This window comes from Bacillus sp. 01N42_2 (assembly GCF_056399565.1).
On the sequence record NZ_JBFTRO010000003.1, the window covers coordinates 485,633 to 512,115 of the forward strand.

The 26,483-nt window shown below is 48.0% G+C and carries 27 protein-coding genes; 12 read left to right on the forward strand and 15 right to left on the reverse strand.

Annotation, left to right across the window (positions count from 1 at the left end; genetic code table 11):
• Position 1 precedes the first annotated feature (1 nt).
• The gene (locus tag AC1DN5_RS10005) at positions 2 to 325 is read right to left on the reverse strand and encodes a thioredoxin family protein (protein ID WP_003152373.1); all 324 of its coding nucleotides are present in this window, start codon (positions 323 to 325) and stop codon (positions 2 to 4) included.
• A gap of 197 nt (positions 326 to 522) precedes the next feature.
• Between AC1DN5_RS10005 and AC1DN5_RS10010 the strand changes: the two genes are divergently transcribed.
• The gene (locus AC1DN5_RS10010; RefSeq protein WP_016938538.1) at positions 523 to 969 is read left to right on the forward strand and encodes a YtoQ family protein; all 447 of its coding nucleotides are present in this window, start codon (positions 523 to 525) and stop codon (positions 967 to 969) included.
• A gap of 32 nt (positions 970 to 1,001) precedes the next feature.
• Here the strand turns inward: AC1DN5_RS10010 and AC1DN5_RS10015 are convergent, their stop codons facing one another.
• A complete protein-coding gene (locus AC1DN5_RS10015) occupies positions 1,002 to 2,075 on the reverse strand; it encodes a M42 family metallopeptidase (protein ID WP_016938537.1) in 1,074 nt (357 codons plus the stop codon).
• A gap of 158 nt (positions 2,076 to 2,233) precedes the next feature.
• Between AC1DN5_RS10015 and AC1DN5_RS10020 the strand changes: the two genes are divergently transcribed.
• A complete protein-coding gene (locus tag AC1DN5_RS10020) occupies positions 2,234 to 2,551 on the forward strand; it encodes a PepSY domain-containing protein (RefSeq protein ID WP_003152366.1) in 318 nt (105 codons plus the stop codon).
• 55 nt (positions 2,552 to 2,606) lie between these two features.
• On the opposite strand, the gene AC1DN5_RS10025 is transcribed toward AC1DN5_RS10020, so the two are convergent.
• From AC1DN5_RS10025 to trmB, 3 genes are all read right to left on the reverse strand, one after another.
• On the reverse strand, positions 2,607 to 4,304 hold the full coding sequence (locus tag AC1DN5_RS10025; protein ID WP_016938536.1) for an NAD-dependent malic enzyme: 1,698 nt from the start codon (positions 4,302 to 4,304) through the stop codon (positions 2,607 to 2,609).
• Between the two features lie 79 nt (positions 4,305 to 4,383).
• On the reverse strand, positions 4,384 to 5,229 hold the full coding sequence (locus tag AC1DN5_RS10030) for a YtnP family quorum-quenching lactonase (RefSeq protein WP_366969072.1): 846 nt from the start codon (positions 5,227 to 5,229) through the stop codon (positions 4,384 to 4,386).
• Between the two features lie 58 nt (positions 5,230 to 5,287).
• Positions 5,288 to 5,941, reverse strand: coding sequence for a tRNA (guanosine(46)-N7)-methyltransferase TrmB (trmB, locus tag AC1DN5_RS10035; protein ID WP_016938534.1), 654 nt, complete (start codon positions 5,939 to 5,941; stop codon positions 5,288 to 5,290).
• A gap of 185 nt (positions 5,942 to 6,126) precedes the next feature.
• Here trmB and AC1DN5_RS10040 point away from each other — a divergent pair, with 185 nt between their 5' ends.
• Positions 6,127 to 6,405 carry a YtzH-like family protein gene (locus AC1DN5_RS10040; protein ID WP_003152357.1) on the forward strand — a complete coding sequence of 93 codons (279 nt, stop codon included), beginning with the start codon at positions 6,127 to 6,129 and terminating at the stop codon, positions 6,403 to 6,405.
• Here the strand turns inward: AC1DN5_RS10040 and AC1DN5_RS10045 are convergent, their stop codons facing one another.
• The 4 genes from AC1DN5_RS10045 to thpR form a co-directional block, all read right to left on the reverse strand.
• Positions 6,406 to 7,203: a phosphotransferase family protein gene (locus tag AC1DN5_RS10045; protein WP_366969071.1), complete on the reverse strand. Its 798-nt coding sequence runs from the start codon at positions 7,201 to 7,203 to the stop codon at positions 6,406 to 6,408.
• A 268-nt stretch (positions 7,204 to 7,471) separates the two neighbouring features.
• On the reverse strand, positions 7,472 to 8,401 hold the full coding sequence (locus tag AC1DN5_RS10050) for a YegS/Rv2252/BmrU family lipid kinase (RefSeq protein WP_366969070.1): 930 nt from the start codon (positions 8,399 to 8,401) through the stop codon (positions 7,472 to 7,474).
• Between the two features lie 52 nt (positions 8,402 to 8,453).
• Positions 8,454 to 9,386, reverse strand: a complete 933-nt coding sequence (locus AC1DN5_RS10055) for a hypothetical protein (protein ID WP_366969069.1) — start codon at positions 9,384 to 9,386, stop codon at positions 8,454 to 8,456.
• Positions 9,387 to 9,412: 26 nt separating this feature from the next.
• Positions 9,413 to 9,964, reverse strand: coding sequence for an RNA 2',3'-cyclic phosphodiesterase (thpR, locus tag AC1DN5_RS10060; RefSeq protein ID WP_366969068.1), 552 nt, complete (start codon positions 9,962 to 9,964; stop codon positions 9,413 to 9,415).
• Between the two features lie 88 nt (positions 9,965 to 10,052).
• Here thpR and cysK point away from each other — a divergent pair, with 88 nt between their 5' ends.
• Positions 10,053 to 11,024 carry a cysteine synthase A gene (gene cysK / locus AC1DN5_RS10065; protein WP_016938529.1) on the forward strand — a complete coding sequence of 324 codons (972 nt, stop codon included), beginning with the start codon at positions 10,053 to 10,055 and terminating at the stop codon, positions 11,022 to 11,024.
• Between the two features lie 38 nt (positions 11,025 to 11,062).
• Here the strand turns inward: cysK and pepV are convergent, their stop codons facing one another.
• The gene (pepV, locus tag AC1DN5_RS10070; RefSeq protein WP_016938528.1) at positions 11,063 to 12,454 is read right to left on the reverse strand and encodes a dipeptidase PepV; all 1,392 of its coding nucleotides are present in this window, start codon (positions 12,452 to 12,454) and stop codon (positions 11,063 to 11,065) included.
• A 95-nt stretch (positions 12,455 to 12,549) separates the two neighbouring features.
• On the opposite strand from pepV, the gene AC1DN5_RS10075 reads away from it, so the two are divergent.
• Positions 12,550 to 13,854, forward strand: coding sequence for an NCS2 family permease (locus AC1DN5_RS10075; protein WP_016938527.1), 1,305 nt, complete (start codon positions 12,550 to 12,552; stop codon positions 13,852 to 13,854).
• Between the two features lie 33 nt (positions 13,855 to 13,887).
• On the opposite strand, the gene AC1DN5_RS10080 is transcribed toward AC1DN5_RS10075, so the two are convergent.
• Together AC1DN5_RS10080 and AC1DN5_RS10085 are read right to left on the reverse strand one after the other, a co-directional pair.
• On the reverse strand, positions 13,888 to 15,048 hold the full coding sequence (locus tag AC1DN5_RS10080) for an ABC transporter permease (protein ID WP_016938526.1): 1,161 nt from the start codon (positions 15,046 to 15,048) through the stop codon (positions 13,888 to 13,890).
• A complete protein-coding gene (locus tag AC1DN5_RS10085) occupies positions 15,045 to 15,749 on the reverse strand; it encodes an ABC transporter ATP-binding protein (protein ID WP_016938525.1) in 705 nt (234 codons plus the stop codon). The genes AC1DN5_RS10080 and AC1DN5_RS10085 overlap by 4 nt, the downstream gene beginning before the upstream one ends.
• Before the next feature lie 280 nt (positions 15,750 to 16,029).
• On the opposite strand from AC1DN5_RS10085, the gene AC1DN5_RS10090 reads away from it, so the two are divergent.
• Complete coding sequence (locus AC1DN5_RS10090) at positions 16,030 to 16,251, forward strand: DeoR family transcriptional regulator (RefSeq protein WP_003152337.1); 222 nt, start codon at positions 16,030 to 16,032, stop codon at positions 16,249 to 16,251.
• Between the two features lie 130 nt (positions 16,252 to 16,381).
• Here AC1DN5_RS10090 and AC1DN5_RS10095 read toward each other — a convergent pair whose 3' ends face one another.
• A complete protein-coding gene (locus AC1DN5_RS10095) occupies positions 16,382 to 17,101 on the reverse strand; it encodes a pseudouridine synthase (RefSeq protein WP_047476830.1) in 720 nt (239 codons plus the stop codon).
• A gap of 56 nt (positions 17,102 to 17,157) precedes the next feature.
• Positions 17,158 to 18,795, reverse strand: a complete 1,638-nt coding sequence (locus tag AC1DN5_RS10100; RefSeq protein ID WP_016938523.1) for a putative polysaccharide biosynthesis protein — start codon at positions 18,793 to 18,795, stop codon at positions 17,158 to 17,160.
• A gap of 205 nt (positions 18,796 to 19,000) precedes the next feature.
• Between AC1DN5_RS10100 and AC1DN5_RS10105 the strand changes: the two genes are divergently transcribed.
• The gene (locus tag AC1DN5_RS10105) at positions 19,001 to 20,266 is read left to right on the forward strand and encodes a BaiN/RdsA family NAD(P)/FAD-dependent oxidoreductase (RefSeq protein WP_016938522.1); all 1,266 of its coding nucleotides are present in this window, start codon (positions 19,001 to 19,003) and stop codon (positions 20,264 to 20,266) included.
• 166 nt (positions 20,267 to 20,432) lie between these two features.
• Entirely contained in the window at positions 20,433 to 21,971 is a 1,539-nt protein-coding gene (gene opuD, locus AC1DN5_RS10110) for a glycine betaine transporter OpuD (RefSeq protein WP_016938521.1), read from the forward strand.
• Positions 21,972 to 22,006: 35 nt separating this feature from the next.
• Here the strand turns inward: opuD and AC1DN5_RS10115 are convergent, their stop codons facing one another.
• Positions 22,007 to 22,189: a sporulation protein Cse60 gene (locus AC1DN5_RS10115; protein WP_013353238.1), complete on the reverse strand. Its 183-nt coding sequence runs from the start codon at positions 22,187 to 22,189 to the stop codon at positions 22,007 to 22,009.
• A gap of 202 nt (positions 22,190 to 22,391) precedes the next feature.
• Here AC1DN5_RS10115 and AC1DN5_RS10120 point away from each other — a divergent pair, with 202 nt between their 5' ends.
• Genes AC1DN5_RS10120 through AC1DN5_RS10135 form a run of 4 tightly spaced genes read left to right on the forward strand, consistent with a single transcriptional unit; the run spans position 22,392 to position 26,465 of the window.
• Positions 22,392 to 23,417 (forward strand): LacI family DNA-binding transcriptional regulator, encoded by a 1,026-nt coding sequence (locus AC1DN5_RS10120; RefSeq protein ID WP_327815020.1) that lies wholly within the window; start codon positions 22,392 to 22,394, stop codon positions 23,415 to 23,417.
• A gap of 41 nt (positions 23,418 to 23,458) precedes the next feature.
• Positions 23,459 to 24,736 carry an ABC transporter substrate-binding protein gene (locus AC1DN5_RS10125; protein ID WP_327815018.1) on the forward strand — a complete coding sequence of 426 codons (1,278 nt, stop codon included), beginning with the start codon at positions 23,459 to 23,461 and terminating at the stop codon, positions 24,734 to 24,736.
• Positions 24,733 to 25,647 carry a carbohydrate ABC transporter permease gene (locus AC1DN5_RS10130; RefSeq protein ID WP_049627208.1) on the forward strand — a complete coding sequence of 305 codons (915 nt, stop codon included), beginning with the start codon at positions 24,733 to 24,735 and terminating at the stop codon, positions 25,645 to 25,647. Before AC1DN5_RS10125 ends, AC1DN5_RS10130 begins: the two co-directional genes overlap by 4 nt.
• A complete protein-coding gene (locus tag AC1DN5_RS10135) occupies positions 25,644 to 26,465 on the forward strand; it encodes a carbohydrate ABC transporter permease (protein WP_007408803.1) in 822 nt (273 codons plus the stop codon). Before AC1DN5_RS10130 ends, AC1DN5_RS10135 begins: the two co-directional genes overlap by 4 nt.
• Positions 26,466 to 26,483 lie beyond the last annotated feature (18 nt).

Consider the following 26,483-nt stretch of genomic DNA (forward strand, 5'->3'; position numbering starts at 1 on the left):
TTTATGCTTTAGCAAGGGAATCGGTTAAAAATTGCTCGATTTCTTCTTTCGTTTTGCGGTCTTTGCTGACGAAGCGGTTTACTTCTTTTCCTCCGTTAAATACCACAAAACTCGGAATGCCGTAGATTTCCCATTCCGCACATGTATCGATAAATTGATCGCGGTCTACGTAGTAATAAGTGAATTCAGGAAAGTCCGCTTCCAGCTCAGGGAGAAACGGCTCCACAAAGCGGCAGTCCGGGCACCAATCCGCAGAAAACATAAATACCGCCCAATCGTCCTGTACCGCTTTTTGCAATTCTTCCGTGCTTTCAATCTTTTTCATTGTCATTCCTCCATCTGGATTTTGAGTTTTTTTGTATGCTGATGTTTATCCAATTGGATCATACCAGACTGTTTACAGCAAGACCAACTATATGCAATATCATTATCATATTTCATTTGCATTATCAAGCAAGTTTCGTTTACCATTTTGCTTATAGCCGTACGAAAATCTGAATATGGAATAAGGAGGAGCAAAAGATGCAGTTTGTCGTATATTTAGCCGGTGAAATCCACAGCGATTGGCGGAACGAGATCAAGAACAAAGCAAAAGCGCTGCACCTGCCGATTACGTTTGTCGGACCGATGGAAAACCATGAGCGCTCAGACAATATCGGAGAAGAGATTATGGGCGAGCAGCCTGATTCTGTTTTAAAGGACGCCAGAGCTTCTGATATCAACAATTTCCGTACAGAGGTGCTGATGGAAAAAGCCGATTTTGTGATCGCCCTGTTTGGCGAGAAATATAAACAGTGGAATACCGCAATGGATGCTTCTTATGCCATCGCAAAAGGCAAGCCGCTCATTCTGATCCGTCCGAAAGAGCTGCACCATCCGCTGAAAGAGCTTTCCGGCAAAGCGAATATTACGGTGGAAACCGTCAATCAAGCGATGAAAGCACTCTCTTATTTATTTGAAACAGAATAAGCAGGCCGCCTTATGCGGGCCTGCTTATTTTTTCACACATTTTCTCTGATCGTTTCGACCGTCTGCTTGTCACTCGCCATGACCAGCTTAATGAGCATTTCTTTCGCCGCGGCATAATCATCGACATGGATGATGGCGGCATTTGTATGAATGTATCTTGAACAAATGCCGATGACGGCTGACGGAACCCCGCTGTTTGATATGTGAACCCGCCCGGCATCCGTTCCTCCGCCGGAAGCGAAATATTGATAAGGGATATTGTGCGTTTCCGCCATATCAAGGACGAACTCTCTCATCCCGCGGTGCATGACCGTCGTTCTGTCGAGTATGCGGAGCAGCACTCCCTCGCCGAGACGGCCGAACAGCTCCTTATCGCCGCTCATATCATTTGCCGGGCTGGCATCAAGCGCGAAGAAGAGATCAGGCTGAATCATGTTGGCCGCTGTCTGCGCCCCTCTCAGGCCGACTTCCTCCTGAACGGTGGCCCCGGCGTACAGGTTGTTCGGCAGCTCTTTTCCGTGCAGCTCTTTTAATAATTCAATGCTTAATCCGCATCCGTAGCGGTTATCCCACGCTTTGGACAATATTTTCTTCTCGTTTGCCATCGGGGTGAACGGGCAGACCGGCACGACCTGCTGACCCGGTCTGATCCCCATTTTGACCGCGTCCTCTCTGTCATCTGCACCGATATCAATCATCATATTTTTGATCTCCATCGGCTTGGCGCGCTGGGCATCCGTTAAAATGTGGGGCGGGATGCTTGAGATGACGCCGATGACAGGTCCGTTATCCGTCTGAACCTCGACGCGCTGGGCCAGTAGCACTTGACTCCACCAGCCGCCGAGCGTCTGAAATCTCAGCATGCCGTTATCCGTAATCTGCGTTACCATAAATCCGACTTCATCCATATGGCCTGCTACCATAATAGTGGGCGCATCTTCAGCACCGCGCCTTACGCCGAAAACACTTCCGAGTCTGTCCTGCACGATGTCATCCGCATATTTCGCAAGCTCCCGTTTCATAAAGGAGCGGACCTGATGTTCATTTCCCGGTGCGCCGGGAAGCTGCGTCAGCGTCCGGAAAAGCGTTTTCGTTTCCTCATTCATATTTTCCCCTCATTTCTATGTAATGCTTTTATTTTATTAGAAAAACAACTGTTTTCCAAGCGGTCAGATTGAATGGGCTGCAAAACCGCCGCTTTACTTAACACCGTCTGGCATCTTCTGTATAATAAAAACTACGACATAATTGGAGGTGCTTCATATTGAAATTACGTCATTTTCTCTTAGGTGCAGGAGTCGGATTATGCGCTGCCATCGCAGTGAAAAAGTATGCGATGAAACCTTATATCTCTTCAGAAAAAGCGCTCCGTATCGTGAAAGCGGCTTTTAAACAGCGCGGACCGATAGACGGATCGTGGATTTACACAGAGCCTGAGCCTTACCAGGTAAACGGAGAAACCATCCAGGTATACAAAACCGGTGTGACACGTTCGGCTTTCGGCGAGCTGGAGCAATATGAAGTCATGGTCAATGCAAAAACAGGCCAGATTGTCGATGTCATTGATTCTGTCGCCTCATAATTCGGACAAGCAAAAAATAAAGCCCAAAACCATCAGCGTTTTGGGCTTTATTCGGTTACATCGGGCGAATCCGTTTGTATACAGGGTGCCACATCTCGTCCTGCACCGTTTGGATCAGATCCTCGGGTTCCGTTTCCGCTACACCGTCCTGGATGGCCGCTTTCGCTACGGCTACCGCTACAGTTGCCGATACCGTCCTGAGATCTTCCACTTTCGGGAGCATCGGCGCCCCAGGCTTGCCGACATCCACCATACCGGCGATGGCATTCGCGCAGGCGACAAACATATTGTCCGTAATGAGCCTTGCCTTTGTCACAATCGTGCCGAGTCCGAGTCCCGGAAATACGAGCGCGTTGTTCGCCTGGCCGATATGGTACGTCACGCCGTTATACTCAACAGGCGGGAACGGACTGCCCGTCGTGACAAGCGCGCGGCCTTCCGTCCATTTAATTAAGTCTTCCGGTTTTGCTTCTGATAATGTGGTCGGATTTGACATCGGCAAAATAGCGGGCCGTTTAACATGTGAGGCCATTTCTTTGACGATTTCTTCTGTAAATGCGCCTGATACAGTAGATGTGCCGATCAGAATCGTCGGCTTGGCCTGACGGACCGTCTCCGCCAGATCAATTGATCCGCCTTCACCGCTGCGGCTGTACTCTTTCACTTCATCGGCAGGCCGGGCGTACGGAACCTGAAAATCACGCAAGTCTTTCATGTCATCCGTTAACAGTCCGTTTCTGTCGATACACCAAAAGCGGCTGTATGATTCTTCTTCGCTTAATCCGGCATGCACCATTGCTTCACGCAGCTGCTCAGCAATTCCGATACCGGCCGTTCCCGCGCCGAAGACGACGACTTTATGTTCTTTTAAAGGCACTTTTGATGCTTTCGCGCAGGCTAAAACAGCTGCAAGCGACACCGCGCCCGTTCCTTGAATGTCATCGTTAAACGTACAGACTTTATCTTTATACCGTTTCAATATGCCGCGGGCGTTAGCCGTGCCGAAATCCTCCCAATGAAGCAGCGCATTCGGGAATGTTTCCCGGGCAAGCGAGACATACTCATCAATAAAGCGGTCATATTTCTCGCCGCGCACTCTTGAATGCTGGTTTCCGACGTAAAACGGATCATTTAAGAGGCTTTCCTGATTCGTCCCCGCGTCCAATACGACCGCAAGCACTCGTGACGGGTCAATTCCGGCCGCTGCCGTATACACCGCAAGTTTTCCGACAGAAATGGCGATGCCGCCGACGCCCCAATCACCGATTCCCAGAATGCCCTCGGCATCTGTCGCAACGATTAAATCAATGTTTTCATTTTTTCCGAACTGCTGAAATGCGGCGCGCATTCCCTCAGGATCATCTATCGACAAATACAGACCGCGGGGTTTTCTGTACTCATGGCTGTAACGCTGGATCGCGGTGCCGACTGTCGGCGTATATACGATCGGCAGCATTTCGCCTAAATGATCATTTAACAGCCTGTAAAATAATGTTTCATTCCGGTCATGGAGAGCAGTCAAGTACACATTTTTGCTCAGCTCGTCAGGCTGCGAACTGAACTGTTCGTAAGCCCGCTTCACCTGCTCTTCGATTGTCAATACCTTCGGCGGCAGAAATCCCTCGAGTCCGAGTTCCTTTCTTTCCTCTTGTGTAAAGGCCACCCCTTTATTTAAAAAAGGAGTAGAAAGAACTTCTAATCCGCGCAGAGTTGTTTTGATTTCTCCATCTTTTGTCACTTGAAATTGATTCACCTGTCTCTTCCTTTCAAAGCAATTTGTCTTAGGTTTGCTTTTATTCCCGAAATTCATACAGGTAAATCATTTGATCCGCTTATTTTTTCTCCCGTTTGACAGACGCCGCCACTTCGCCGTCTTCGCCCCATTTTACGGCTCTGTAAATCGTGTCGTGATAGAAAATCAGCCAGGCGTCTTTCTCTGCCGCGAACGCCTGCCATTTTTGCTTTTGCGGAATGGAGGTCATCGGATAGTCATCATATGCCAGCACCCATAACGGATTTTTATGGGCGTTTGTCGGCATCAGGTCGGCAAAATGCACAGCCGTTTCCCCTCCGTCTTCTAATACAATGACACTGTGTCCGTCACTGTGGCCGCCGGTGTGGTGCATCGTAATGCCTTCTGTGAGCTCATACGCATCCTCAAAGGTTTCGACCTGATCTTGTACAGCCTCCCAATTTTCTCTCCAGTATGTATTTTTCGATCTGATATTAGGGTTTTTCATTTCTTGCCACTCTGTCGCAGAAGTGATAATGCGGGCGTTCGGGAAAACAGAGACAAGCTCCTCTCCGCGGTATTCCGTCAGGCCGCATGCATGGTCAAAATGAAGATGGGTCATTGCCGCAATATGAATGTCTTCACAGGAAAGCCCGAGTTCACTCAGAGATTTTTTCAGATTGGATTCCTGCGTTACACCGTAATTCCTTTTCTGCTTATCGGAGAATTTCCCTCTGCCGATCCCCGCGTCAACCAAAATATTCAGGCCGTTTTTTCTGATCAGAATCGGGTCTGTTCTTAATTCAATCTGGTTTTTGTCGTTTACAGGGTATTTTCTCGACCATAAAGGCTTCGGGACAACGCCGAACATCGCTCCTCCGTCCATATGCGTTACACCGCCGTCCAGCCATGTTAATGAAATATTCCCAATATTCAATGTCTCCATCTTGATCCCTCCTGATGTAATGGTAGCAAATGGAGGCATAAAAAAACAGACTCCCGCATCAGAGTCTGTCTTTTGTTCTCCATTCAACTTCAGCCCGGTAAATCGGCTGGCCGAGCGCGGAGAATTTTTCTTCGTATTCTGTCATAATATTGCCTTTTGGATCGCTGTTGTGCAGATCGAGACTGACTTCCTTCAGGAGCAGGCCGTATTCGGAAAAACTTTTCAAAGAGTATTCAAACAACCCGCGGTTATCGGTTTTGAAATGAATCTCACCCGTTTCGCCCATGACTTCTTCGTATTTTTTCAAGAACGCTTTAAAGGTTAAACGGCGTTTTTCGTGACGGTTTTTCGGCCAAGGGTCAGAAAAGTTTAAATATACGCGCTTGATTTCTCCCCGTTCAAATACGTCATTCAGTGTTTCCGCGTCTATATTTAACAAACGGACATTGTGAGCCCCGCTGTCCTTTACTTTTTGGACGGCAGTGACGATGACACTTTTAAACAGCTCAATTCCGATATAGTTGATATCCGGATTCTGCTTGGCCATTCCTGAAATGAACTGCCCTTTTCCCGTACCGACTTCAATATGGATCGGGTTGTCATTGCCAAAGACCGTGTTCCACCGCCCTTTATACTGAGCCGGATCACTGATGGCGATGTCAGCGTTTTCTGCCAGAAAATCATTCGCCCAAGGTTTATGGCGCATTCTCATATGATTGACACCTCTATCTATAATTTCGAGTAACAACATACCATGAAACAAAAAGAGCCGCAAGCGCCTTTTAAAGGCTCCGGCTGCATAAAAAAAGAGGCTCCCCGGTCCGGAACACTCATGTGATGCATAAAACCGCACCGCTTTGCACAATGTATGACACAGAAAGGATGTGTATATGAATCATGGGCTTAACAAGCGAACATCAGGTCCGGTTATTAAAGGACATACTGGCCGACCACCAGTTGGATTGCTGCGGCACGGTTGCCGAGTATGAACAGCTCGAGCGCGTCATCAAATCACTGATGGCCAACACCGGGCTTGATTCAAATATAAAAAACGTGCTCGAGGATGTATACCGCTACAGCCAGTCAGGCATCACGGCCGATTCCATCGACACGCATATTCAGGAGCACCAAAACCATTTGTCCCAATGGGTGGAGCAGATGGATTCGTACTCCTGACTACTTGACAATCTGCTTCATCAGGGCATGAAGCTCTTCCATGGCATCATGATACGCTTTGTCATTCCCTTTTGATTTGTGCCAGGCGATGAAGGTGATGGTCTCTGATAACATGTACCACGCCATCCGCAGCCGAAGCCCTTCCGTGAGCTTCATGCCGTACATCCCAAGCCAGCTGTCCCACGCTGGCTCTTCGACGTAATGATACAATAAAGGGCCGAGATCCATGGCCGGATCAGCTATCATCGCGCCGTCCCAATCTATTAAATACAGCTGGTCGTTTTCAGACAAAAGCCAGTTATTATGATTCACATCACAATGGCAAACGACTTTTTCACCGAATTGCACCTGATCCACATGAGCTTCCAAATAAGCAAGGCCTTCCTGAATAAGCGGCGAAAATTGCCGCACAGCAAAGACGGCCTGCTTCAGCTGCGACAAAAGAGCGCCCGGATCGAGCGGTTCTTTCCCCAATCTTTTCAGCATGTCAAGCAAGGCTTTAGATGTGTGGATTTTGCGGAGCAGCTCAGCCACCGGGCGTCCGCTCATATCCTTCGGCTTCAGCTCTCTGCCCGTCATCCAATGCTGAGCCGTAATAACGTCTCCGTTTTCCATCCGTTTCGTCCAAACCAGCTTCGGAACAATGCCTTCGGCGGATAACACGGCTAAAAAGGGCGAGCTATTACGTTTTAAAAAAAGCTGTTGGCCGTTATGTTTCGCATAATATGCATCTCCTGTAGCTCCTCCGGCGGGGAAGATCTCCCAATCGCTACCTAGTAATTGTCCCAACCAGTTCATATCAATGTTCAACCCATCATTTCTTAAAATATTTTAGAATAGGCCTCCAGCCTTTCTCTTTCGGCGGAGCAGCCTGTCATAAACAATTTCTTGAGAATAAAAAAGACAGCTATTGAGAGTCTCATATGCTAATCAATAGCCGTCTTATAAATTTTAGCGCTACAGCACAAACTTCGTCAAGCAAAACTAGCAAGAACACCTGTGAATTCTGAAGATTTATGCCGCAAACCGTTCTTTGCCAAGAAAGATTTGACGGGTTTTATTTTTATTATGTTTTTATTTTTAACGGCGCTCCGCCCGGCATCAGCCGAAACGGCGTCGTTCCGACCAGTTCGCCGTCAGCGTGAAACGGAATTTTCCCATCTGTTTCAAAAATGAATTCCTTCCCCTTTATCATCGTCACTCCGTCCATTTTGATATGACGGCCAAAGCTCATCGCCCATAAAAAACGATACAGCGAGAAAAAGGACAGGTTTTCCGCAATGACAATATCAAAATCGTTTTGGCGGGGATTTGCAGAAGGCGCCGCTTTCATACCGCCTCCGTAATAAGGATGATTTGCCGCAATGACAAACCAGACATTGCGGAATTCATGCCTTTGGCCGTCTGCCGTGCATGCAAACCGGAACGGCTGAAATCCCGAGGCCGTATGTATATGCGCAAGCGGGTAAATCACAAAGCCGAGACGCAGAAACCGAAGAACACGCAAAAACGGAAACTCCGCGGCTGCCTTCGAAACTGAGGCGTCAAACCCTACAGACAGGTGGTTAATAAAATAAAGAGATTGTGCTTTGTCATGAAAAAAGTTGATGCTTCCCCCGAAAAATTTCCGTGTGAGCGGGCGGTGCAGACCTTTGATTTCATGGAGGAGCGCCGACTTCTTAACACCGAGGCCTTTGGAAAAGTCATTGTACGAACCGGCGGGCACAAAGGTCAGTTCAATCTGATCAATTCCTTTCAGTCCGTTAATGACTTCATGCATCGTGCCGTCACCGCCGATGACAAAAAGCCGCTTCAGCTTATGATCCTGCATCGTTGAAATCTGTCTCGCCAGCACTTCCGCATGTCCGGGATGTCCGGTCAGAAAGGAGCGGTGGCTGACACCGCGTCTGGTCAGCTCTTTTTGAACCGATTTCCAGACACGCCGCCCCCTCCCGCCTCCTGAGACCGGATTAATAATAAAAAACCATTGACTCATCGTTTGTTTTCACCTGCTTCATTGAAGAAGAGACAGCCTCCAAACGTCCGTTTTAATCAAGCCATTCCTGTCTCCGGCTTGAATCGCTCAAGCAGTAAGACAAAAGTGCCTTCGCCGCCTTCAGCTGATGGTGCTTGATCGGCGCCGTATTTTTCCGCTGCTTTTCCAGCCACTCTGCGGCGGTCCGTTTATCGGCTATATCCAGCCCGAATGGCGGCTCCGGGTAATCAAAATAAGACGTTCTGCTGAGCAAAAGCTTCCTGACGGGAATGTCGGCCTGCTTTTCTTTTACGATTTGCGAAACGACCGATCCCGTGCGGTTCAGGCTGAGAGACGGATTTAATACTTGGCGCGTGCTGCCGGAACCCCTCTCTTCCCAAAAACGATGTTTTGATCCGATATATACGCTGTCCTCTTCAGCTTCCATAAAAGCAGCGCAGAAAATCTCCAGCGGGGAGATGATGATGATGCTCAGCTCGACGGACGCCTGCTGGATTTGAAGAACCGGATGATACATCACAAAATAGGAATCGGGCAGCTTTTGAGCAAGCATTTTTAATATCCTGTCCCTCTTGACCGCCTGCGAAAGCTCAGACTTTTGAGAAAGCGTGGAGCTCGCCCATTTTAATTGAAAGTCATACAGCTGTTCTTTGAAAAAAGACGCGAGCTCAGACTTTTGAGACGGAAGATGTCCGAACAGCGCCTCTTCTTCCTCCGGCTCATCAAACCATTGGTGCCTCTTTTCATTTATATCGGCCGTTATTTCTTCTTTTCTCTTTTTTAAGAAAAATTTTTTTCGGGCCGGCGTTTGGCCGGTTTCACCGCCTTGAGCCGTTTCTGTTTCTTTTTCTTCCGTTTTCCGGTCAAACGCTTCAAGGAGTGCCTCCCAGCGTTCTTTCTTCAGCCGGATAAACTGGTTCATATAATGATATGGATCAAGCTCATATCTTGATATGCAATCGTGTATTTTGATGATCTGTGCCATGTGATTTCCCCACTCCGAATATTTGTTTATGTCAATTGAAACTGTGCGATTTCTTCGTATTTTGGCGACCGGTCAAGGTGGGTCTGAAACAGGGAAAACCGGCTGACGGCGCTTTGCACCCTGCCGCTTTCAAACGGCACATCGTCCGGAAACGGCCGGTCTCCCGCCCACTTCCGCGCCATCGTCATATGAGGATGATACGGCCGTTTTTCCACTTGAAAACCGGCTTTCAAAACAGCCTGTTTTGTTTTTTCCCGCAAATCAAAGAGCCGTTCATTCCGTTCAGGTTCTAGGTGAAGCACTCTCGGCTGTCTGCGGTCGCCGAAAACATCCAGATGCTGAAACTGTACGGTAAACGGCTGCGCTTTCGACGCAGCATATGTGAGCAAAGGCAATAGTTTCGCAAGCCGGGCTTCATCCGCAGCCCCGAGAAAAATGAGTGTAATATGATAGTCATGCGGATGCACCCATTTTTTGAATGTTAACGCCGGCTCCTTTCTGGCTGCTTCCCAAATCGGTTCAGCAATGTCAGCAGGAATCGGAATGCCGATAAAATAATGCGGCAATGAAGCTTTCATATGAGGATCTCCCCTCTTTGGTTATGGTGTTATTATAAAACGGATAAGCGGAGAGGAGAACCCTGTCCGCTTATTATGATAGGATATTATGTACCGAACGTTTTATACAGAAAGGAATGAGCCGGTCTTGAAAATCGCAAACAGCACGGCGGAGCTGATCGGCGGCACACCGATCGTAAAGCTCAATCGCCTTCAGCCAGAACATGCAGCTCAAGTCTATTTAAAATTAGAATCATTTAACCCAAGCGGCAGTGTCAAAGACAGAGCGGCTTACAATATGATCATTGAAGCGGAAAAAAGCGGGCATTTAAAACCCGGCTCTGTCATCATCGAACCGACAAGCGGCAATACAGGCATCGGTCTGGCGATGAACGCGGCGGCCCGCGGCTACAGAGCAATCCTCGTCATGCCTGACACGATGACGAAAGAACGCATCAACCTGCTTAAAGCGTACGGCGCCGAGGTGGTATTAACGCCGGGGGCTGAAAGAATGCCCGGCAGCATCAAAAAAGCGAAAGAACTCGCCAAACAGATTCCGGGAAGTTTTATCCCGATGCAATTCGATAACGGCGCAAATCCGGACGCCCACCGAAAAACGACCGCGATTGAAATCTATCAGGCCGTTCAGCAGCTCAACAGGCCGCTCGGTGCTTTTGTTGCAACGGCGGGAACAGGCGGAACTATTACCGGAACCGGAGAAACGCTGAAGGAGCTTTTCCCTGATATGATTGTTCATGTCGCCGAACCCGCGGGATCGCCGGTACTGTCCGGCGGAAAACCCGGCGCTCATAAGCTGGTCGGGACAAGCCCCGGATTTATTCCCGGCATATTGAATCAGGACGTTTACGATGAAATCATGAAAATCTCTGATGAAGATGCGTATACGACAACCCGGCGCCTGGCCCGGGAAGAAGGAATACTCGTCGGCCCGTCTTCAGGCGCCGCCTGCTTTGCCGCCATTGAAACCGCAAAACGCCTCCCTCCCGAACAGATCGTCATCTGTATGACGGCCGATACGGGAGAACGTTATTTATCAACGGATTTATGGTCATTTGAATGATAAAAAAGGGATGCCGCTTTCGGCGTCCCTTTTTGTGATCACTTGGCAAGCTCATAAATGGCTTCGGCGTATAAAGCGGTTGATCGGAGAAGGTCATCAATTTCGATGTACTCATCCTTTTGATGCGCGCTGTCAGGCCGGCCGGGAAACAGTGGTCCGAACGCCACGCCCGCCGCAAGGGATCTCGCATACGTTCCTCCGCCGATTGAAATCAAATCCGCTTTCTTTCCCGTCTGTCCTTCGTAAACCTTTTGAAGCGTCTTTACGAGCGGATGATCGGCAGATACGTGGTGCGGTTTGCTGTCTTTAAATTCTTCAAGCCGAAATTCAGCAGCGGACATAAAGGCATCACGAATCACTTGGCTGTCCGAAGTGACGGGATAACGGATGTTGATGCCGAGTTCTCCGCCCTCACCCTTTCTGTATGTAAAGATGCCGACATTCAATGTAAGCTCTCCGCTGATGTCATCCCTGCAATCAATCTTCAGCTTTTTGCCCCGTGTATCATTTAAAAAATAGTCACTGACGGTTTTGACAAAGTGTTTTCCGGCTTCATCCAGTTCCGTTCCGTTAAGGCATTCAGCAAGCTTTAAGCCGGCATTGACACCATTATTCGGTTCCATCGCGTGGCATGATTTTCCGAACACCCGAAGCGTCAGTTTTCCGTTTTCCGAAACCGCTTCACCTTGTGTTTTTGACTGCTCCAGCCAGTTGCTGAAATATGCGTGCACGGCATCCAGGCCGGCCCCTTCAATGACCGCTTCAGCCGCATCCGGCACCATGTTCAAGCGCAGCCCTGAACGGAATGACAGAAGCCTGTTTTTTGCGTCTTTGTCAGAAGTTCTTTTTGCAATACGCAGTGTGGCATCTATCATTCCTTTTTCCGCGTTAATGATCGGAAAATCGGCGTCAGGGGCAAATCCGATGTCAGGCATTTTTTCGTGTTTGAAATAGTGGTCCACGCATCTCCAATCACTCTCTTCATCTGTTCCGATGATGATTCTCACGCGTTTGGATAAAGGCAGCTGCATGTCTTTGACGATTTTCAGCGCGTAAAACGCCGCCATTGTCGGCCCTTTATCATCAATGGCGCCTCTGGCATATATCCGGCCGTTCCTGATTTCGGCTGAAAACGGATCGCTTGTCCAGCCGTCTCCGGGCGGAACGACATCGACGTGGCACAGAACGCCGACAATTTCGTCACCCGTCCCCCACTCAATATGGCCCGCATAGCCGTCAAGATTTTTGACGGTGAAGCCTTCTTTTTCGCCGAATTCCAGCAGTGAAGTCAGGCTGGCATTGACGCCTTCCCCAAACGGCCGGCCGGGGCCGGCTGTTGATTCGTCCATTACGCTGTTGATCTGTAAAAATTTCTGCGTGTCACGGATGAGATCTTCTTTGTTTCGGATAACTTCAACTTCCCAGTTCATCACAAATCCCCTTTCTTGATAAAGACTTGCAAAATGTTCATAAAACGAATAATATAGATGATGTTTTGAAAAAATGTTCGTCATTGGAGGTACTTATGTTTCATCTCGACAAGCATCAAACGACAATAAAAAGAGAAATTACCGCGGGACTGACCACCTTCTTTACAATGGTGTATATCATTGTCGTCAATCCGGTGATCCTTTCAAATGCGGGAATTCCGTTTGACCAAGTGTTCACCGCCACGATTATCGCTTCCATTGTCGGAACTTTATGGATGGCTCTCGCTGCGAATTTTCCGATTGCCATTGCCCCCGGCATGGGCTTAAACGCGTATCTCGCCTTTCATGTCGTCGGCGCAGGCAGCGGCATCTCGTATCAGACGGCTTTCAGCGCCGTATTTATCGCGGGAGTCATCTTTATCATTTTATCGTTAACGCCTTTAAGAAAACAACTAATAGAAGCCATTCCAGACAATTTAAAATACGGCATTACGACCGGCATCGGCTTATTTATCGCATTTATCGGTTTGCGCCAATCCGGTATCATCACGGCTGATAAATCTAATTTAGTCGCACTCGGTGATCTTCATTCAACTGCCGTCATTTTAACGCTTATCGGGCTTATCATCAGTATCGTGCTGATGGTGCTGAATGTAAACGGGGCTCTGTTCATCGGTATGGCGCTGACTGCTGTCATTGCCTTTTTGACCGGTCAGATTCATTTTACAAAAGGGTTCATGTCCTTCCCGCACCTGCCTGAGGGGCTTTTAATAACAAATCCGTTCGGAGCCCTCGGGGATGTCGTGCACCACGGTCTGTACGCCGTTGTGTTTTCTTTTCTTCTCGTTACGATTTTTGATACGACCGGCACCATGATCGGTGTCGCCGAACAGGCGGGATTGATCAAAAACAATCAGCTGCCGAATGCGAGAAGAGCGCTTTTGGCTGATTCGACCGCTACGACAGTCGGAAGCATTTTCGGCACCAGCCCGACGACCGCTTTCGTTGAATCTTCAGCAGGGGTGGCCGCGGGCGGAAGAACGGGCCTGACGGCGCTGACGATTGCCGTTATGTTTGCCGTTTCCATGTTTTTCAGTCCGCTTGTCAGCGTCTTATCAGAAGTGTCCGCCATTACGTCACCGGCTCTGATTATTGTCGGCAGTCTGATGATGGGGGCGGTGTCGAATATCCGCTGGAATGAGCTTGATGAAGCATTCCCGGCCTTTCTCGTCATTTTGGCGATGCCTTTGACATCCAGTATTTCAACCGGAATCGCGCTCGGCTTCATTTCATACCCGCTTGTGAAGCTCGCTAAGAAAAAATGGCGCGAAATCCATCCTTTAGTCATCATCTTTGCGGTGCTGTTTTTTATTCAGCTTTTTATTTTGAACGGACATTAAAAAAATCCCTTTCCTTTTTCGGAAAGGGATTTTTCACATATAAAGGGCGGAAAAAACCGCCGCAATAAGGCACCATCCGGAACAGATGATTTGAATGAGGGTTAATACGCTGTTTCTCGCCCGGAAATAATCATCACTGTCTCTTTTGATACCGCTTAAAACCGGTTTGTCCGTGATCCGGTCAAAGAGAAGCGACGCGGCATATCGGCTGACCAGTGTAAATAAAATGAGGGCTGCCGGCTTCAGCAAAAGCGGAAGAACGAGAATAAGAGCCGTAAAAGCCGCGGTTAAAAGGTAAAGCTGCCGGAGATACCCGCCATTTCGGATCAGCACTTTAAAAAACAATTCTTTCCACGCCGTATACGCCGACCGTTTTGTAAAGATGTGCTTTGAGCCGGGATATAAAAACGGCTTGCTCCGCCCTTTCTTTTTTACATTCGGCAGCTGCACATCATGGCTGAGCATCAAAACAAAGGCGGCGAATGAAAGCTTGCGCCTGTTCTCCTCAAGCACTTCTTCCTCAAAAGCTGATAAGGACTCCGCTTCTTTCCAAGTTAAAAGAACGGAGCAGATGAACAATATATATCCTGCCGGCCAAAGCCAGTACCACTCGGCGGCAAACCGGATCATGAAACACGCGCCCGCCAACAGAACCGCCGCTTTCAGCCAGCCTGCCGCCTGATGTCCAACTGTCTGCCGTCTGATTTTTCTTTGCCGATGCACTGCCAATATCGCAGCATGAAAGCCGGACAGACAGCAAAAAATGCCTGAATATGCCGAGAAGGTGCAGTCACCGTACTGGCGCCATAAGGGAAATAACAGCACGGCAAGCACGCCCCATTTGATAAGTGAAAGGAACATCGAATACAAAAGCGCGTACCGTTTCAGCTTTTTCATCAGATATTTTGCATGCACCAAAAACACATGATCCGCTTCCAGCAAAAAGGTATGAATAAAACCTGTGCATAACAGCAGGACACTGAAGACATACAGCCAGCCCCAGCCTAATACTCCGGCAGCTCTATCAAGAAGCCCCCTGCCGTTCAGCCATTCAGCATATTGATAAACGGCCAATGCGGCAGCAGGAAGAACGATATACAGCGCGACCGTCCAATCAATGACCGTCTGAAACACCTTCCATTGATACCGCCAGAAATGAAACATCCTTTGAAAAAACAAAGCCCGCCCGGTCATCGCTGACTGCTCCGAACCGCTGAATAAAAGCAATCTAACAATGAACGGCTCCCCGTTTTTTCTTGAAGCTCCGCTAACGTGCCTTGAAGAAGCAGAGCGCCCTGATCCAGCAAATAAAACCGGTCGCAGATTTTTTCGGCGGTATCCAGAACATGGGTGCACATCAGAATACCCGCGCCCCTTTCTTTCTCAGCAATCAGCATGTCGGTAAACAGCTTCGTTGAGATCGGATCAAGTCCGATAAACGGCTCATCAATGATGTAAATATCCGGCTTCGCCAAAAACGCCTGTATGAGCATCAATTTTTGCTGCATCCCTTTTGAAAAACCGGAAGGCAATTCATGTTTTACCGCCGTCAATGAAAATTCATCAAGCAGCCGCCCGGCCCGCTCACGGCACTCTCCGGCTTCTATCCCCCGCAATGACCCTGTGAGTTCAAGATGCTCCCAAAGCGTCAGTTCTTCATAAAAACTCGGACGCTCCGGTATGTAAGCATAGGATGAATCATTCCATTCAATACCGCCTTCTATATCCCTGCACAGCCCGAGAATCGCCTTAATCACCGTACTTTTCCCCGCCCCGTTTGCCCCGATTAACCCGGCAATTTCCCCCGCGCTGACCGACAGAGATACATTTGAGATCACCTTCGGCCTGTCAGCATAACCGGCGCAGACGATGTTTGCATTCAATAAGTCTCCCAAGCTTTCTCCCTCCCCCGTTTTCATACGGACACGTATAAAAAAAGTTTCAGTTTCCATAATAATAAAAGCGGGCCGGGCATAGTAATGCACCAAGCGGCGCTCAATTGGTAAAAATTATCTGCGCTTATTCCTAGATTCATGTCCGCCATATCGTGTATAATGGAGGCAGTTAAAAGAGAAAAAACAGAATGTCTGCCTTTGTTGCTTATTCGTACGAAGTTTTAGAGTCGAAAGTTGTGGTATATCAAGTCCATCCGATCTTATGATAGGGAGTGGTTTTTTGAAACCTTCAACAAATCGTATGCTGACTCGGATTAAATCAGTTTACATGTTCATCCAGGAAAAAGGTCTTGTGACGACACAGGAACTGGTTGATGAATTCGGCATTACACCTAGAACCATTCAGCGAGACTTAAATGTGTTAGCATACAATGATCTTGTTCATAGTCCTAGCCGAGGCAAGTGGGAGACAACACGAAAAAAAGTAAAAATTACATCTTAAGCGAACAATTACATAAGGCCTTTTTCGGCCTGACATGCTGCAAGGCAAAGCAGCGTCTTTGCCTTGTTGTTTTTTGTTCCTCTATATAAAAAGCCCAAAACAAATCTGTTTTGGGCTTTTCTGATATCGATTACACTTCAGTATCTTTCAGCGCTGCGAGCTCTTCTTCAGTCAGCTCGCGAAATTCTCCCGGCTTAAGCTCCGGATCAAGAGAAACAGCCCCCATCGAAAGCCGTTTTAAATAAGCCACTTCATTTCCGACAGCCTTTGCCATCAGCTTCACCTGATGATATTTGCCTTCTGTAATGGTCAAATGAATGACCGTTTCATCCGGGCTTTCAGTGATAGTTTCAACAGCTGCCGGCTTCGTCTTATAGCCACCTTCAATGACGACGCCTTTTTCCAGATTGATGATGTCTTCCGGTGACAGAGGTGAGGCTAACCGGACCTCATATGTTTTAGGCACGTGCTTTTTCGGAGAAAGAAGACGATGAGCGAGCTGCCCGTCATTGGTCAGAAGCAGAAATCCTTCGGTATCCTTATCAAGACGCCCCGCCGGAAACGGTTCGAATCTCTGTTCTTCGGGCGTCAGCAGATCAACCACCGTTTGCTGGCGGCTGTCTTCTGTAGCGGACAGCACTCCTTGCGGCTTATTCATCATGACATAAATAAATTCCCGGTAGTCTGCCGGCTCTCCGTATACCGTGATGTCCTGTTTATCCGGATCGACATGGGTTTTCACATCTTTCGCCGGCTCTCCGTCAATCATGACAGCCCCTGCCTTGACGATTTTTTTCACATCTTTTCTTGAGCCGAATCCGCTGTTTGAAAGCAGCTTATCAAGTCTCATCCTGATCCTCTCCTTTAAAAAGAAAAGTCCGCAATAAGCGGACTGTTCATTATTCCTCAATGGGCGGAATGCCTGCCTCTTCTTAAAACCCGCGGCAGACGGTTTCCAAACATTTTCTGCAAAAATCCGATTCGGTACGCGGCAAACATGTACACCGCACCGCCGACAGCGGCACAGACAAAGACGACAATCGCCGCATGCAGCTGGCCGCTTTGGTACGTTACGAAGAAACTGAGCAGCCATTGAGTCAGCTTGACCGCGACTCCCATTACAACGGATAATACCGCAATTAAAATGACCCGCTTCATAAGCACCGTATACGAATAGCCCGCATGGCGCTTAATCATAATAAAACCGTACAGAAGAGAAGCGATATAACCGAGCGCCGTTGCCAATATGGCGCCGTCTCCCTGAAACAGCTTGATCAGCGGCACGTTCAGCACCACTTTTATAATGACGCCGATAAAAAGGCTCACGACCGCAAATTTCTGCTTATTAATCCCTTGCAGGATCGCGGCATTTACTGTAAACAGAGAAAACAAAATCGCGACAGGCGCGTACCAGAACAAAATATCCTGTCCGATATCCGGACGAAGGCTTTCAGAACCGTAGAAGAACGTATAGGCCGGCCCTGATAACACCGACATCCCGACAACGGCGGGGATAACCAGAAACAGAATGATCTGCATCGTCTGGTTAATCTGCTGATTCAAAAGCTTATAATTCCTGCTCGTAAATGATTCGGTTATCGTCGGGATCAGCGTCAGACCGAAAGCGGTCGCCAGAGAAACCGGAATCATGACAAGCTTCGGTACATAGAGGGTGACAATCGCCAGCATGTCCTGGCTGATGTCCTTATGGCCCGCCGCAATCATCGCTTTATTAAACGTATTCGTATCGATATAAGAATACAAAGGAATCGCCAGTCCGACAAAAACGTAAGGAGCGGCATAGCTGAAAAGCTCAATAAACATTTTTTTATAGCTTAAGTTCGCTGACGGGACGAGGTTCGGCTTCATCGCCAGAAGATCGCCTTTTCGCTTATTCCAGTAAATATAAAGGACGACAAGCCCTCCGAATGATCCGATCAGCGCTGCGAAAGTCGCATATCCGACTGCGATGACAAGGCCGCCGTTAATCACTCTTAAAATCAAATATGTTGCGCCCAATAAGAAGATGATCCGGGCAAGCTGCTCCACAACCTGAGAAACGGCTGTCGGCCCCATCATCTGGTGGCCTTGGAAAAAACCGCGTACAAGACTCATAATCGGCACAACCAAAAGTGCCAGACTGACCATCCGGATGACATAAACGACGTGGTCAATCGTAAGGCCGTTGTTACTTGCGCCGCCGAGAGATGTTTCCGCAAAAAACGGCGCCGAAATATAAAGTATCGAAAAAGCGATCATCCCGGTAACGAGCATAACCGACATTCCCGCTCTCAGCATCCGCCTGCTCGTCTCATAGTCTCCTTTGGAATTATATTTCGAGACAAACTTTGAAACCGCGGCGGGAAATCCCATCGTGGCAATGTTTAAAAACAGTGTATATTGATTATATCCGTATTGAAACAAAGCTCCGCCCGTCGCTCCGACCATCGCTCCGAACGGGATCAGATAAATCATCCCTAAAATCCGCGATATATAGGTGCCGAGCGTCAGCACGAACGTGCCCCTTAACAATTTGCTTGACATGTTTCCTCATCACCATTTTCTACGAAGATTCAACTTTTCTATTTTAACACAATTGGGCAAATAGACGGTAATAATTACAGCGGGAAACTTTTTGGGAAGCTCTAAAAAAACAAAACACGTTTAAGGATTCCCCTTCTTTCGCTATAATAGCAGGAAGCGGACATTTCCGCCTATTATACGCGAAAAAGAAAGTTGTTGATGAAATATGAAACATTATGACGTGATTGTGATCGGCGGCGGCCCGTCCGGTTTAATGGCTGCCATTGCCGCAGGTGAAGAAGGGGCAGATGTTCTATTAATTGATAAAGGAAACAAGCTGGGACGGAAGCTGGCGATTTCCGGCGGCGGGCGCTGCAACGTGACCAATCGCCTCCCTGTTGAAGAGATTATCAAACACATTCCCGGCAACGGCCGCTTTTTATACAGCGCATTTTCCGAATTTAATAATGAGGATATCATCGCCTTTTTTGAAAACCTCGGCATTCAGCTGAAAGAAGAAGACCACGGGCGCATGTTCCCGGTGACGGACAAAGCGCAAAGCGTTGTCGATGCGCTTTTGAACCGTTTAAAAGAACTGAATGTCACCATCCGCACAAATGAAAAAATCAAAGAAGTGCGGTACGAGAATGGCAGAACAGCGGGCATTACGACAAACAATGACGAACACATTAACGCACGCGCCGTCATTATCGCGGTCGGCGGAAAATCAGTCCCCCATACCGGCAGCACCGGAGACGGCTATGCATGGGCGGAAGCTGCCGGCCACACCGTAACTGAACTCTTTCCGACAGAAGTGCCGGTTACGTCGTCAGAGCCGTTTATTAAGCAAAAAACCCTTCAGGGGCTGTCTCTTAGAAACACGGCCGTCAGCGTCCTGAATAAAAAAGGCAAACCTGTCGTCACACATGTGATGGACATGCTGTTTACCCATTTCGGCTTGTCAGGCCCGGCCATTCTCCGCTGCAGCCAGTTTGTCGTCAAAGAACTGAAAAAGCAGCCAGAGGTCAAGCTCCGCATCGATCTGTTTCCCGGCATCACCGAGGAAGAGTTATTTCAGCGGATGCACAAGGAGCTGAAAGACGCGCCGAAAAAAGCGCTCAAAAACGCGCTCAGACCATGGATGCAGGAACGGTACCTGCTTTTCCTTCTGGAGCGGAACGGCCTTGATCCTCAGATCAGCTTTACGGAGCTGCCGAAGGATCAATTCAGGGCGTTTGTCAAAGACTGCAAACAATTTACGGTTTCAGCAGACGGAACGCTTTCTTTGGACAAAGCGTTTGTCACGGGCGGCGGTGTTTCTGTAAAAGAGATTGAACCGAAACAAATGGCGTCTAAAAAAATGGAGGGCTTATATTTTTGCGGGGAAATCCTTGACATTCACGGCTACACCGGAGGCTATAATATCACGTCAGCCCTTGTTACGGGCCGTCTCGCCGGCTTGAATGCAGGACGTTACTCACACTCGCTGTAAAAAGTTTTAAGTACATTAACGTGAGCGTCCCCACCAAAAACATGATAGAGTTTTCTGCGTTTTGTTTCACCTGATTGAGGGAATAGGAAGAAAGGAATGACCTGCAATCGTACGATCATACTAAAGCAAATGGCGTATTGAAAAAATAGTCAGAGGGTGAGAACGTTTGAAGAAAAAGAATATCTCCAGTGTTTTTTGGATTGTGATCGTTATCACAGCCGCTGCGGTTTTATGGGGAGTTATTTCACCTGACAGCCTGCAGCAAGTTACAGATACGGCACAACGTTTTGTTACGGATTCTTTCGGCTGGTATTATCTGCTGGCCGTTTCAATATTTGTCGGTTTCTGTCTCTTTCTCATCGTGAGTCCGATCGGCAAAATAAAACTCGGAAAACCCGGGGAAAAACCGGAATTCGGCTTATTATCATGGTTTGCCATGCTATTCAGCGCAGGCATGGGAATCGGCCTGGTATTTTACGGGGCTGCGGAACCGATCAGCCATTACGCGATCAGCTCTCCCTCAGGTGAAACAGAAACGCCCCAAGCTTTTCGTGATGCGCTCCGGTATACGTTTTTCCATTGGGGGCTGCACGCTTGGGCCATATACGCCGTCGTCGCTTTATGTATCGCATATTTTCAATTCAGAAAAGATGCCCCCGGTTTGATCAGCAGCACACTGACACCGATTTTAGGCGATAAAGTGAACGGTCCGATCGGCAAGACGATTGACTGTATCGCCGTATTTGCAACGGTTGTCGGTGTGGCGACAAGCTTGGGGCTCGGCGCGACTCAGATCAACGGCGGTCTGCATTATTTATTCGGCATTCCGAAGACATTTTCCATTCAGCTGATCTTGATCGTTGTCGTGACCGTGCTTTTCTTAATTTCTGCGTGGAGCGGCATCGGCAAGGGAATTAAATACTTAAGCAATACCAACATGGTACTCGCGGGTATATTAATGCTTTTCATGCTCATTGTAGGCCCGACGGTGCTGATTATGAACTCATTTACCGATTCTATCGGGCAGTACATCCAAAATATCGTGCAGATGAGCTTCCGCTTGTCACCGAATGATCCCCAAAAACGCGAATGGATTAACAGCTGGACCATTTTTTATTGGGCCTGGTGGATTTCCTGGTCTCCGTTTGTCGGCATTTTTATCGCCCGTGTATCAAGGGGCCGGACCATCCGGGAATTTTTAATCGGTGTGTTAGTGACACCTTGTATATTGGCCTTTTTATGGTTTGCGATTTTCGGCGTATCTGCAATGGATCTTCAGCAGAAAGGCGTCTTCAATGTCGCCGGATTGTCGACGGATACGATGCTGTTCGGCGCTCTCAGCCACTATCCGCTCACAATGGTGACATCCGTGTTGACGCTTGTTCTGATCGCTGTATTTTTTATTACATCAGCCGATTCAGCGACATTTGTGCTTGGAATGCAGACGACATACGGCTCGTTGGACCCTTCAAACCGGGTGAAAGTCACATGGGGCATTATCCAGTCTGCCGTGGCAGCGGTTTTATTATATTCCGGCGGCCTTGCCGCACTGCAAAACACAGCCATTCTCGCTGCGGTTCCGTTTTCAGTCGTAATCCTTCTGATGATCGTGTCTCTGTACAAATCATTAGCGAGCGAAAGAAAAGGAATCAAACAAGCGGAGAAATACCAAAAGCCGAGAAGTCCCCGCGTCAAAAAAGCATAATGCACAGTGAAGCCCGGCCATTCGTCCGGGCTTCTTTATTTCCGATATAAAATGAGAGCGGAAAAACAATAAAGCTGCTCCCCTTCCGGATCACAAGCTGCCGCTACCGTATATTTGATATCAACGAGCTGTTCTTCAGAAATCCCCTTTAAAAATGAATTGACTTCAGTCTGCAAATCCTTTTCATGCTCCTCATCAAACACAGCTATCTTCAGCACGTCATCCTCTCCTTTCCCTATCAATTTATTCCGGTAGAAATGAATTATGATAGAGAATAAACAAGTTTTTCTTTTTCACTGATCTTTACTAAAAATAACCGAAAATCGTTATTGAAAACGCTTACTAACATGTGATAATATCATTTTAATCATAACCAGTTCGTTTCTATTTAGTAAATTTTTAGTAAAAAGGAGATGCAAAATGGTCCGCCTCAAAGATATTGCCTTACAAGCATCTGTATCCAGTGCGACAGTATCAAGAATTTTGAACAGAGATGACTCTTTGGCCGTGACTGAAGAAACAAGAGAAAAAGTCCTGCGGATCGCCGATGAGCTCGGCTATCAGCCGGCGGCAAAAAAACGAAAGAACCGCAGCCGCAGCGATTCAGCGCCTCTGATCGGCGTTGTCAGCTGTCTGTCACCGGAGGAAGAACGGCAGGATCCTTATTTCTCAGCGATCAGAAAAGGCATTGAAGAAGAATGTTTTGAACAAAAAATCTTTATCACTTCTTCTATCCATCTCGGTTCTTTCCAAGAGCAATTATTTCACGATTTGGACGGTGTGATCGTAATCGGCAGCCTCCAAGACGAGGCGCTTACGAATATCTGCGCCGCTTTCAAGCATGCGGTATTTGTCAACGGCACACCTGATCCCTCCCGCTACGACTCCGTCAGCGTGGATTTTTATGCCGCAGCGCAAAAGGCGATAGAACATCTGCTGTCACTCGGCTATCAGCGGCTTGGCTATATTGGCGGCCGTGAGCGGGAGCATACCGTCATAAACGGTGTAAACAGCAATCAAACGATTGAAGATAAGCGTCTGACCGCTTTTTTACAAATGGCCGGCGCCGAGCCGGAGCATGTGCTGGTAGGCGAATACAGCATGCACGAAGGTTTCCGGCTGATGAAGGAAGCCATCAAAAGCGGGAGTCTGCCTGACGCTTTCTTTATCGCAAGTGATTCAATGGCCGTCGGCGCTTTAAAAGCCTTGCAAGAAGCCGGCCTTCAAGTTCCCCGTGATACAGCGATTGTCAGCTTCAATGGCATTGATGAAGCAGAATACGCCAGCACGCCTTTATCAACGGTAAAAGTATACACAGAAGAGATGGGCCGGACGGGCGTCAAACTGCTTCTCGACCGTTTAAACGGCAGAACCGTCCCGCTGGCCGTGACGCTTCCCACTTCACTAATTGTCAGACAAAGCTGCGGTTCACAAGAAAGGAGGTGACATTTCCCGCAACGTTTATATCATATTTAAAGGAGGAAAAGATGAAACGCTTACTGGTTTTGTTTCTTTCTTTTACTTGTATGATACTTACCGGCTGCTCGGCAAAAGAGAGCAGCTCAGGAGAAAAGCAGAAAACCTTGACAGTCTATTCGACCATTTCCTCAGACAGCGAACGCGCGGTATTCAGAAAATTGGCTGATGCATTCCAAAAAGAACATCCGGACATTCAAGTAAACGTTCATTTCCCAGGCAATGACTACGAAAATATGATGAGGGTCCGAATGGCTGCCGATGACATGCCTGATCTTTTCGACACGCATGGCTGGGCCAAACTCCGCTACGGAGAATATACAGCCGATCTCAGCGGAATGTCTTGGACGAAGCGGCTCGATCCGAATTTAAACAGCATGCTTAAGGACGCCAAAGGCAGAATATACGCCTTCCCTCTGAATCAGGCAAAGGACGGACTGGCCTACAACCGTACGTTGTTGGAAAAGTACGGCATTAAACCGCCGGAAACGATGGATGATTTGATGAAGGCACTGAGACAGGTTAAAGAAAAAAGCGGCGGAACAGTCACCCCCTTCTGGTTTGCCGGTTATGAGAAAAGTTCATTTGCCCAATATTACGATCAATTCGCCGCACCGCTCCTCATCACAGATCCCGCTCACCGTTACAAAAAACAGCTGTTAAACGGAACCTTCCGCTGGACACACTTCACCTATTTATCTGACAAGCTGAAAGAGATGCAAAAGGAAAACCTGCTTAATATAGATGCCGTGACAGCAAAACGGTCCCAGCTCATCGAACTGATGGCGCAAAACAAAATCGCCTTTACGCTGCAGGGGGGCACCCTCGGCCAAGATGTTGCGCAAATCAATCCGAAGGTAAAAGTCGGCATCATACCGACCCCGGCTATCCACAAGGGAGACGCACCGGTATGGATCGGGGGCGAACGTTATACGCTTGCGGCATCCAAGGATTCCCCGCGGCTTGAAGAAGCGAAACAGTTTATCGCATTTATGGCCCGTCCCGAAAACGCAAAATCAATTGCCGAAGCGACCTCGCTCCCGGCCGGATTAGTGAATGTGCAAACAGACATTTTCTATGCAAATGACTATAAGCGCTATCAGCATATTAAGGTGCAGCCTTATTTCGACCGCCTTTACTTGCCGAACGGAATGTGGGATGTGATGGGAACAGCGGGACAGGAGCTGATGGCTGATATTTTAACTCCTGCTGAAATTTCGGCGAAACTCGGCAGAGAATATAAACGGCTCCGTCTTCAGTCTGATTCACAAGGAGCTGAAAAAGAATGAGTAATCTTGCAAGAGAAACCGCCGGATATCAAAATAAGAAACCTGTAAAACCCGCGTCACTATGGTGGATGTACGTCCCTGCTCTTGCCACGGTTTTTATTTTTATGATTTTTCCGTTTGTCAAAGGCGCTTTTATCACATTTACAAACTGGAACGGTTTCTCGCAGACGTATCAGTGGGTGGGTATCACTCAATATAAAAGGCTTTTTACAGACCCGGACACGTGGCTCGTTGTGAAAAACACTTTGCTTTACGGACTCGGAAGCACTTTTTTTCAGAATATGCTCGGACTTTTATATGCTTTGCTTTTGAATCAGAGCTTAAAAATGAAGGCGATCACAAGAACGATCGTCTACCTGCCCGTCATTATCAGTCCGCTGATTATGGGATACATTTGGTATTTTATTTTCTCATATGACGGAGGTGCGCTGAATGATGTGCTTGGCGCGCTGGGAGCCGGTTCTGTCAATGCCCTGGCAAGTCCGTCGGCGAACCCTTGGATTATCGTCATGATTAACACCTATCAATACGCAGGCATTGCGATGATTGTGTATTTGGCAGGGCTGCAAAGTATTCCGAAAGATTATTACGAAGCGGCAAAAATGGATGGCGCGGGCGGTCTTCAGCCGTTTTTCACCATTACCCTGCCTTTACTGATGCCGGCTGTCACCATCAACATGATCATCAATATCATCGGGGGGCTGAAACTGTTTGATGTCATTTTCGCGCTGACCGCAGGCGGGCCGGGCAATTCTTCTCAATCAATGTCGACGTTTATGTATGATTTATATTTTAAACGGCAGGATGCGGGATATGCCGCCGCCCAAGGTGTGTTTATGTCCATCATTATTCTCGTCATCAGCTTTACGGCTCTCGTGTATTTCAAGCGAAAGGAGACGGAAACGTCATGAAAACAGCCCGAATGCGGATCTTTACCCTATTGGCTGCCGTCATCTCATGCGTTCATATTGTCCCCTTTTACATTCTGCTGACCACGTCCTTAAAAGCAAAAGGAGACTACAGTTCAAAATGGTCGCTGCCTTCCGCTTTTTCTTTTCAGAATTTTCGTGAAGCATGGGAGCGGGCCTCTCTCGGGCAATCCTTTCTGAACACGATCATCATTACGGCCGTTTCCGCCGCTTTGTTAATTTTCATGGGTTCGCTTGCCGCATATCCGCTTGCAAGAAGAAATACGAAGCTGAATAAAATCGTCTTCGGCCTTTTGATTTCAATTATGATTATCCCGCCTTTGACTTCCATGGTTCCTTTATACAAGATGGTCGCTGATGCGGGGCTGATCAATACGCATGCCGCAGCCATTCTCATTAATACGGCTGCATATATGCCGCTGACCGTTTTCTTATATTCAGGGTTTATCCGCTCTTCCATTCCGAAAGAGCTTGAGGAAGCGGCCCGGATGGACGGCGCGGGATTGATCAGGACTTTCTATACGATCGTGTTTCCCTTGTTGAAACCGATTACCGCAACAGTCTGCATCATTTCCTGCGTGTTTATCTGGAATGATTACCAATTTGCGATTTTCTTTTTACAAGATCAAAAGGTGCAGACATTGACCGTGGCTATGGCGGGATTTTTCGGCGAAAATGCGAACAATCTCCACTTAGTCGCTGCAGCCGCGATTATGGCGATGCTGCCGATGGTCGTTTTGTTTTTGGCGCTTCAAAAATATTTTATCTCAGGGCTGTCCTCCGGGGCGGTTAAAGGCTGAAAAGAAAAGGGAGGAATT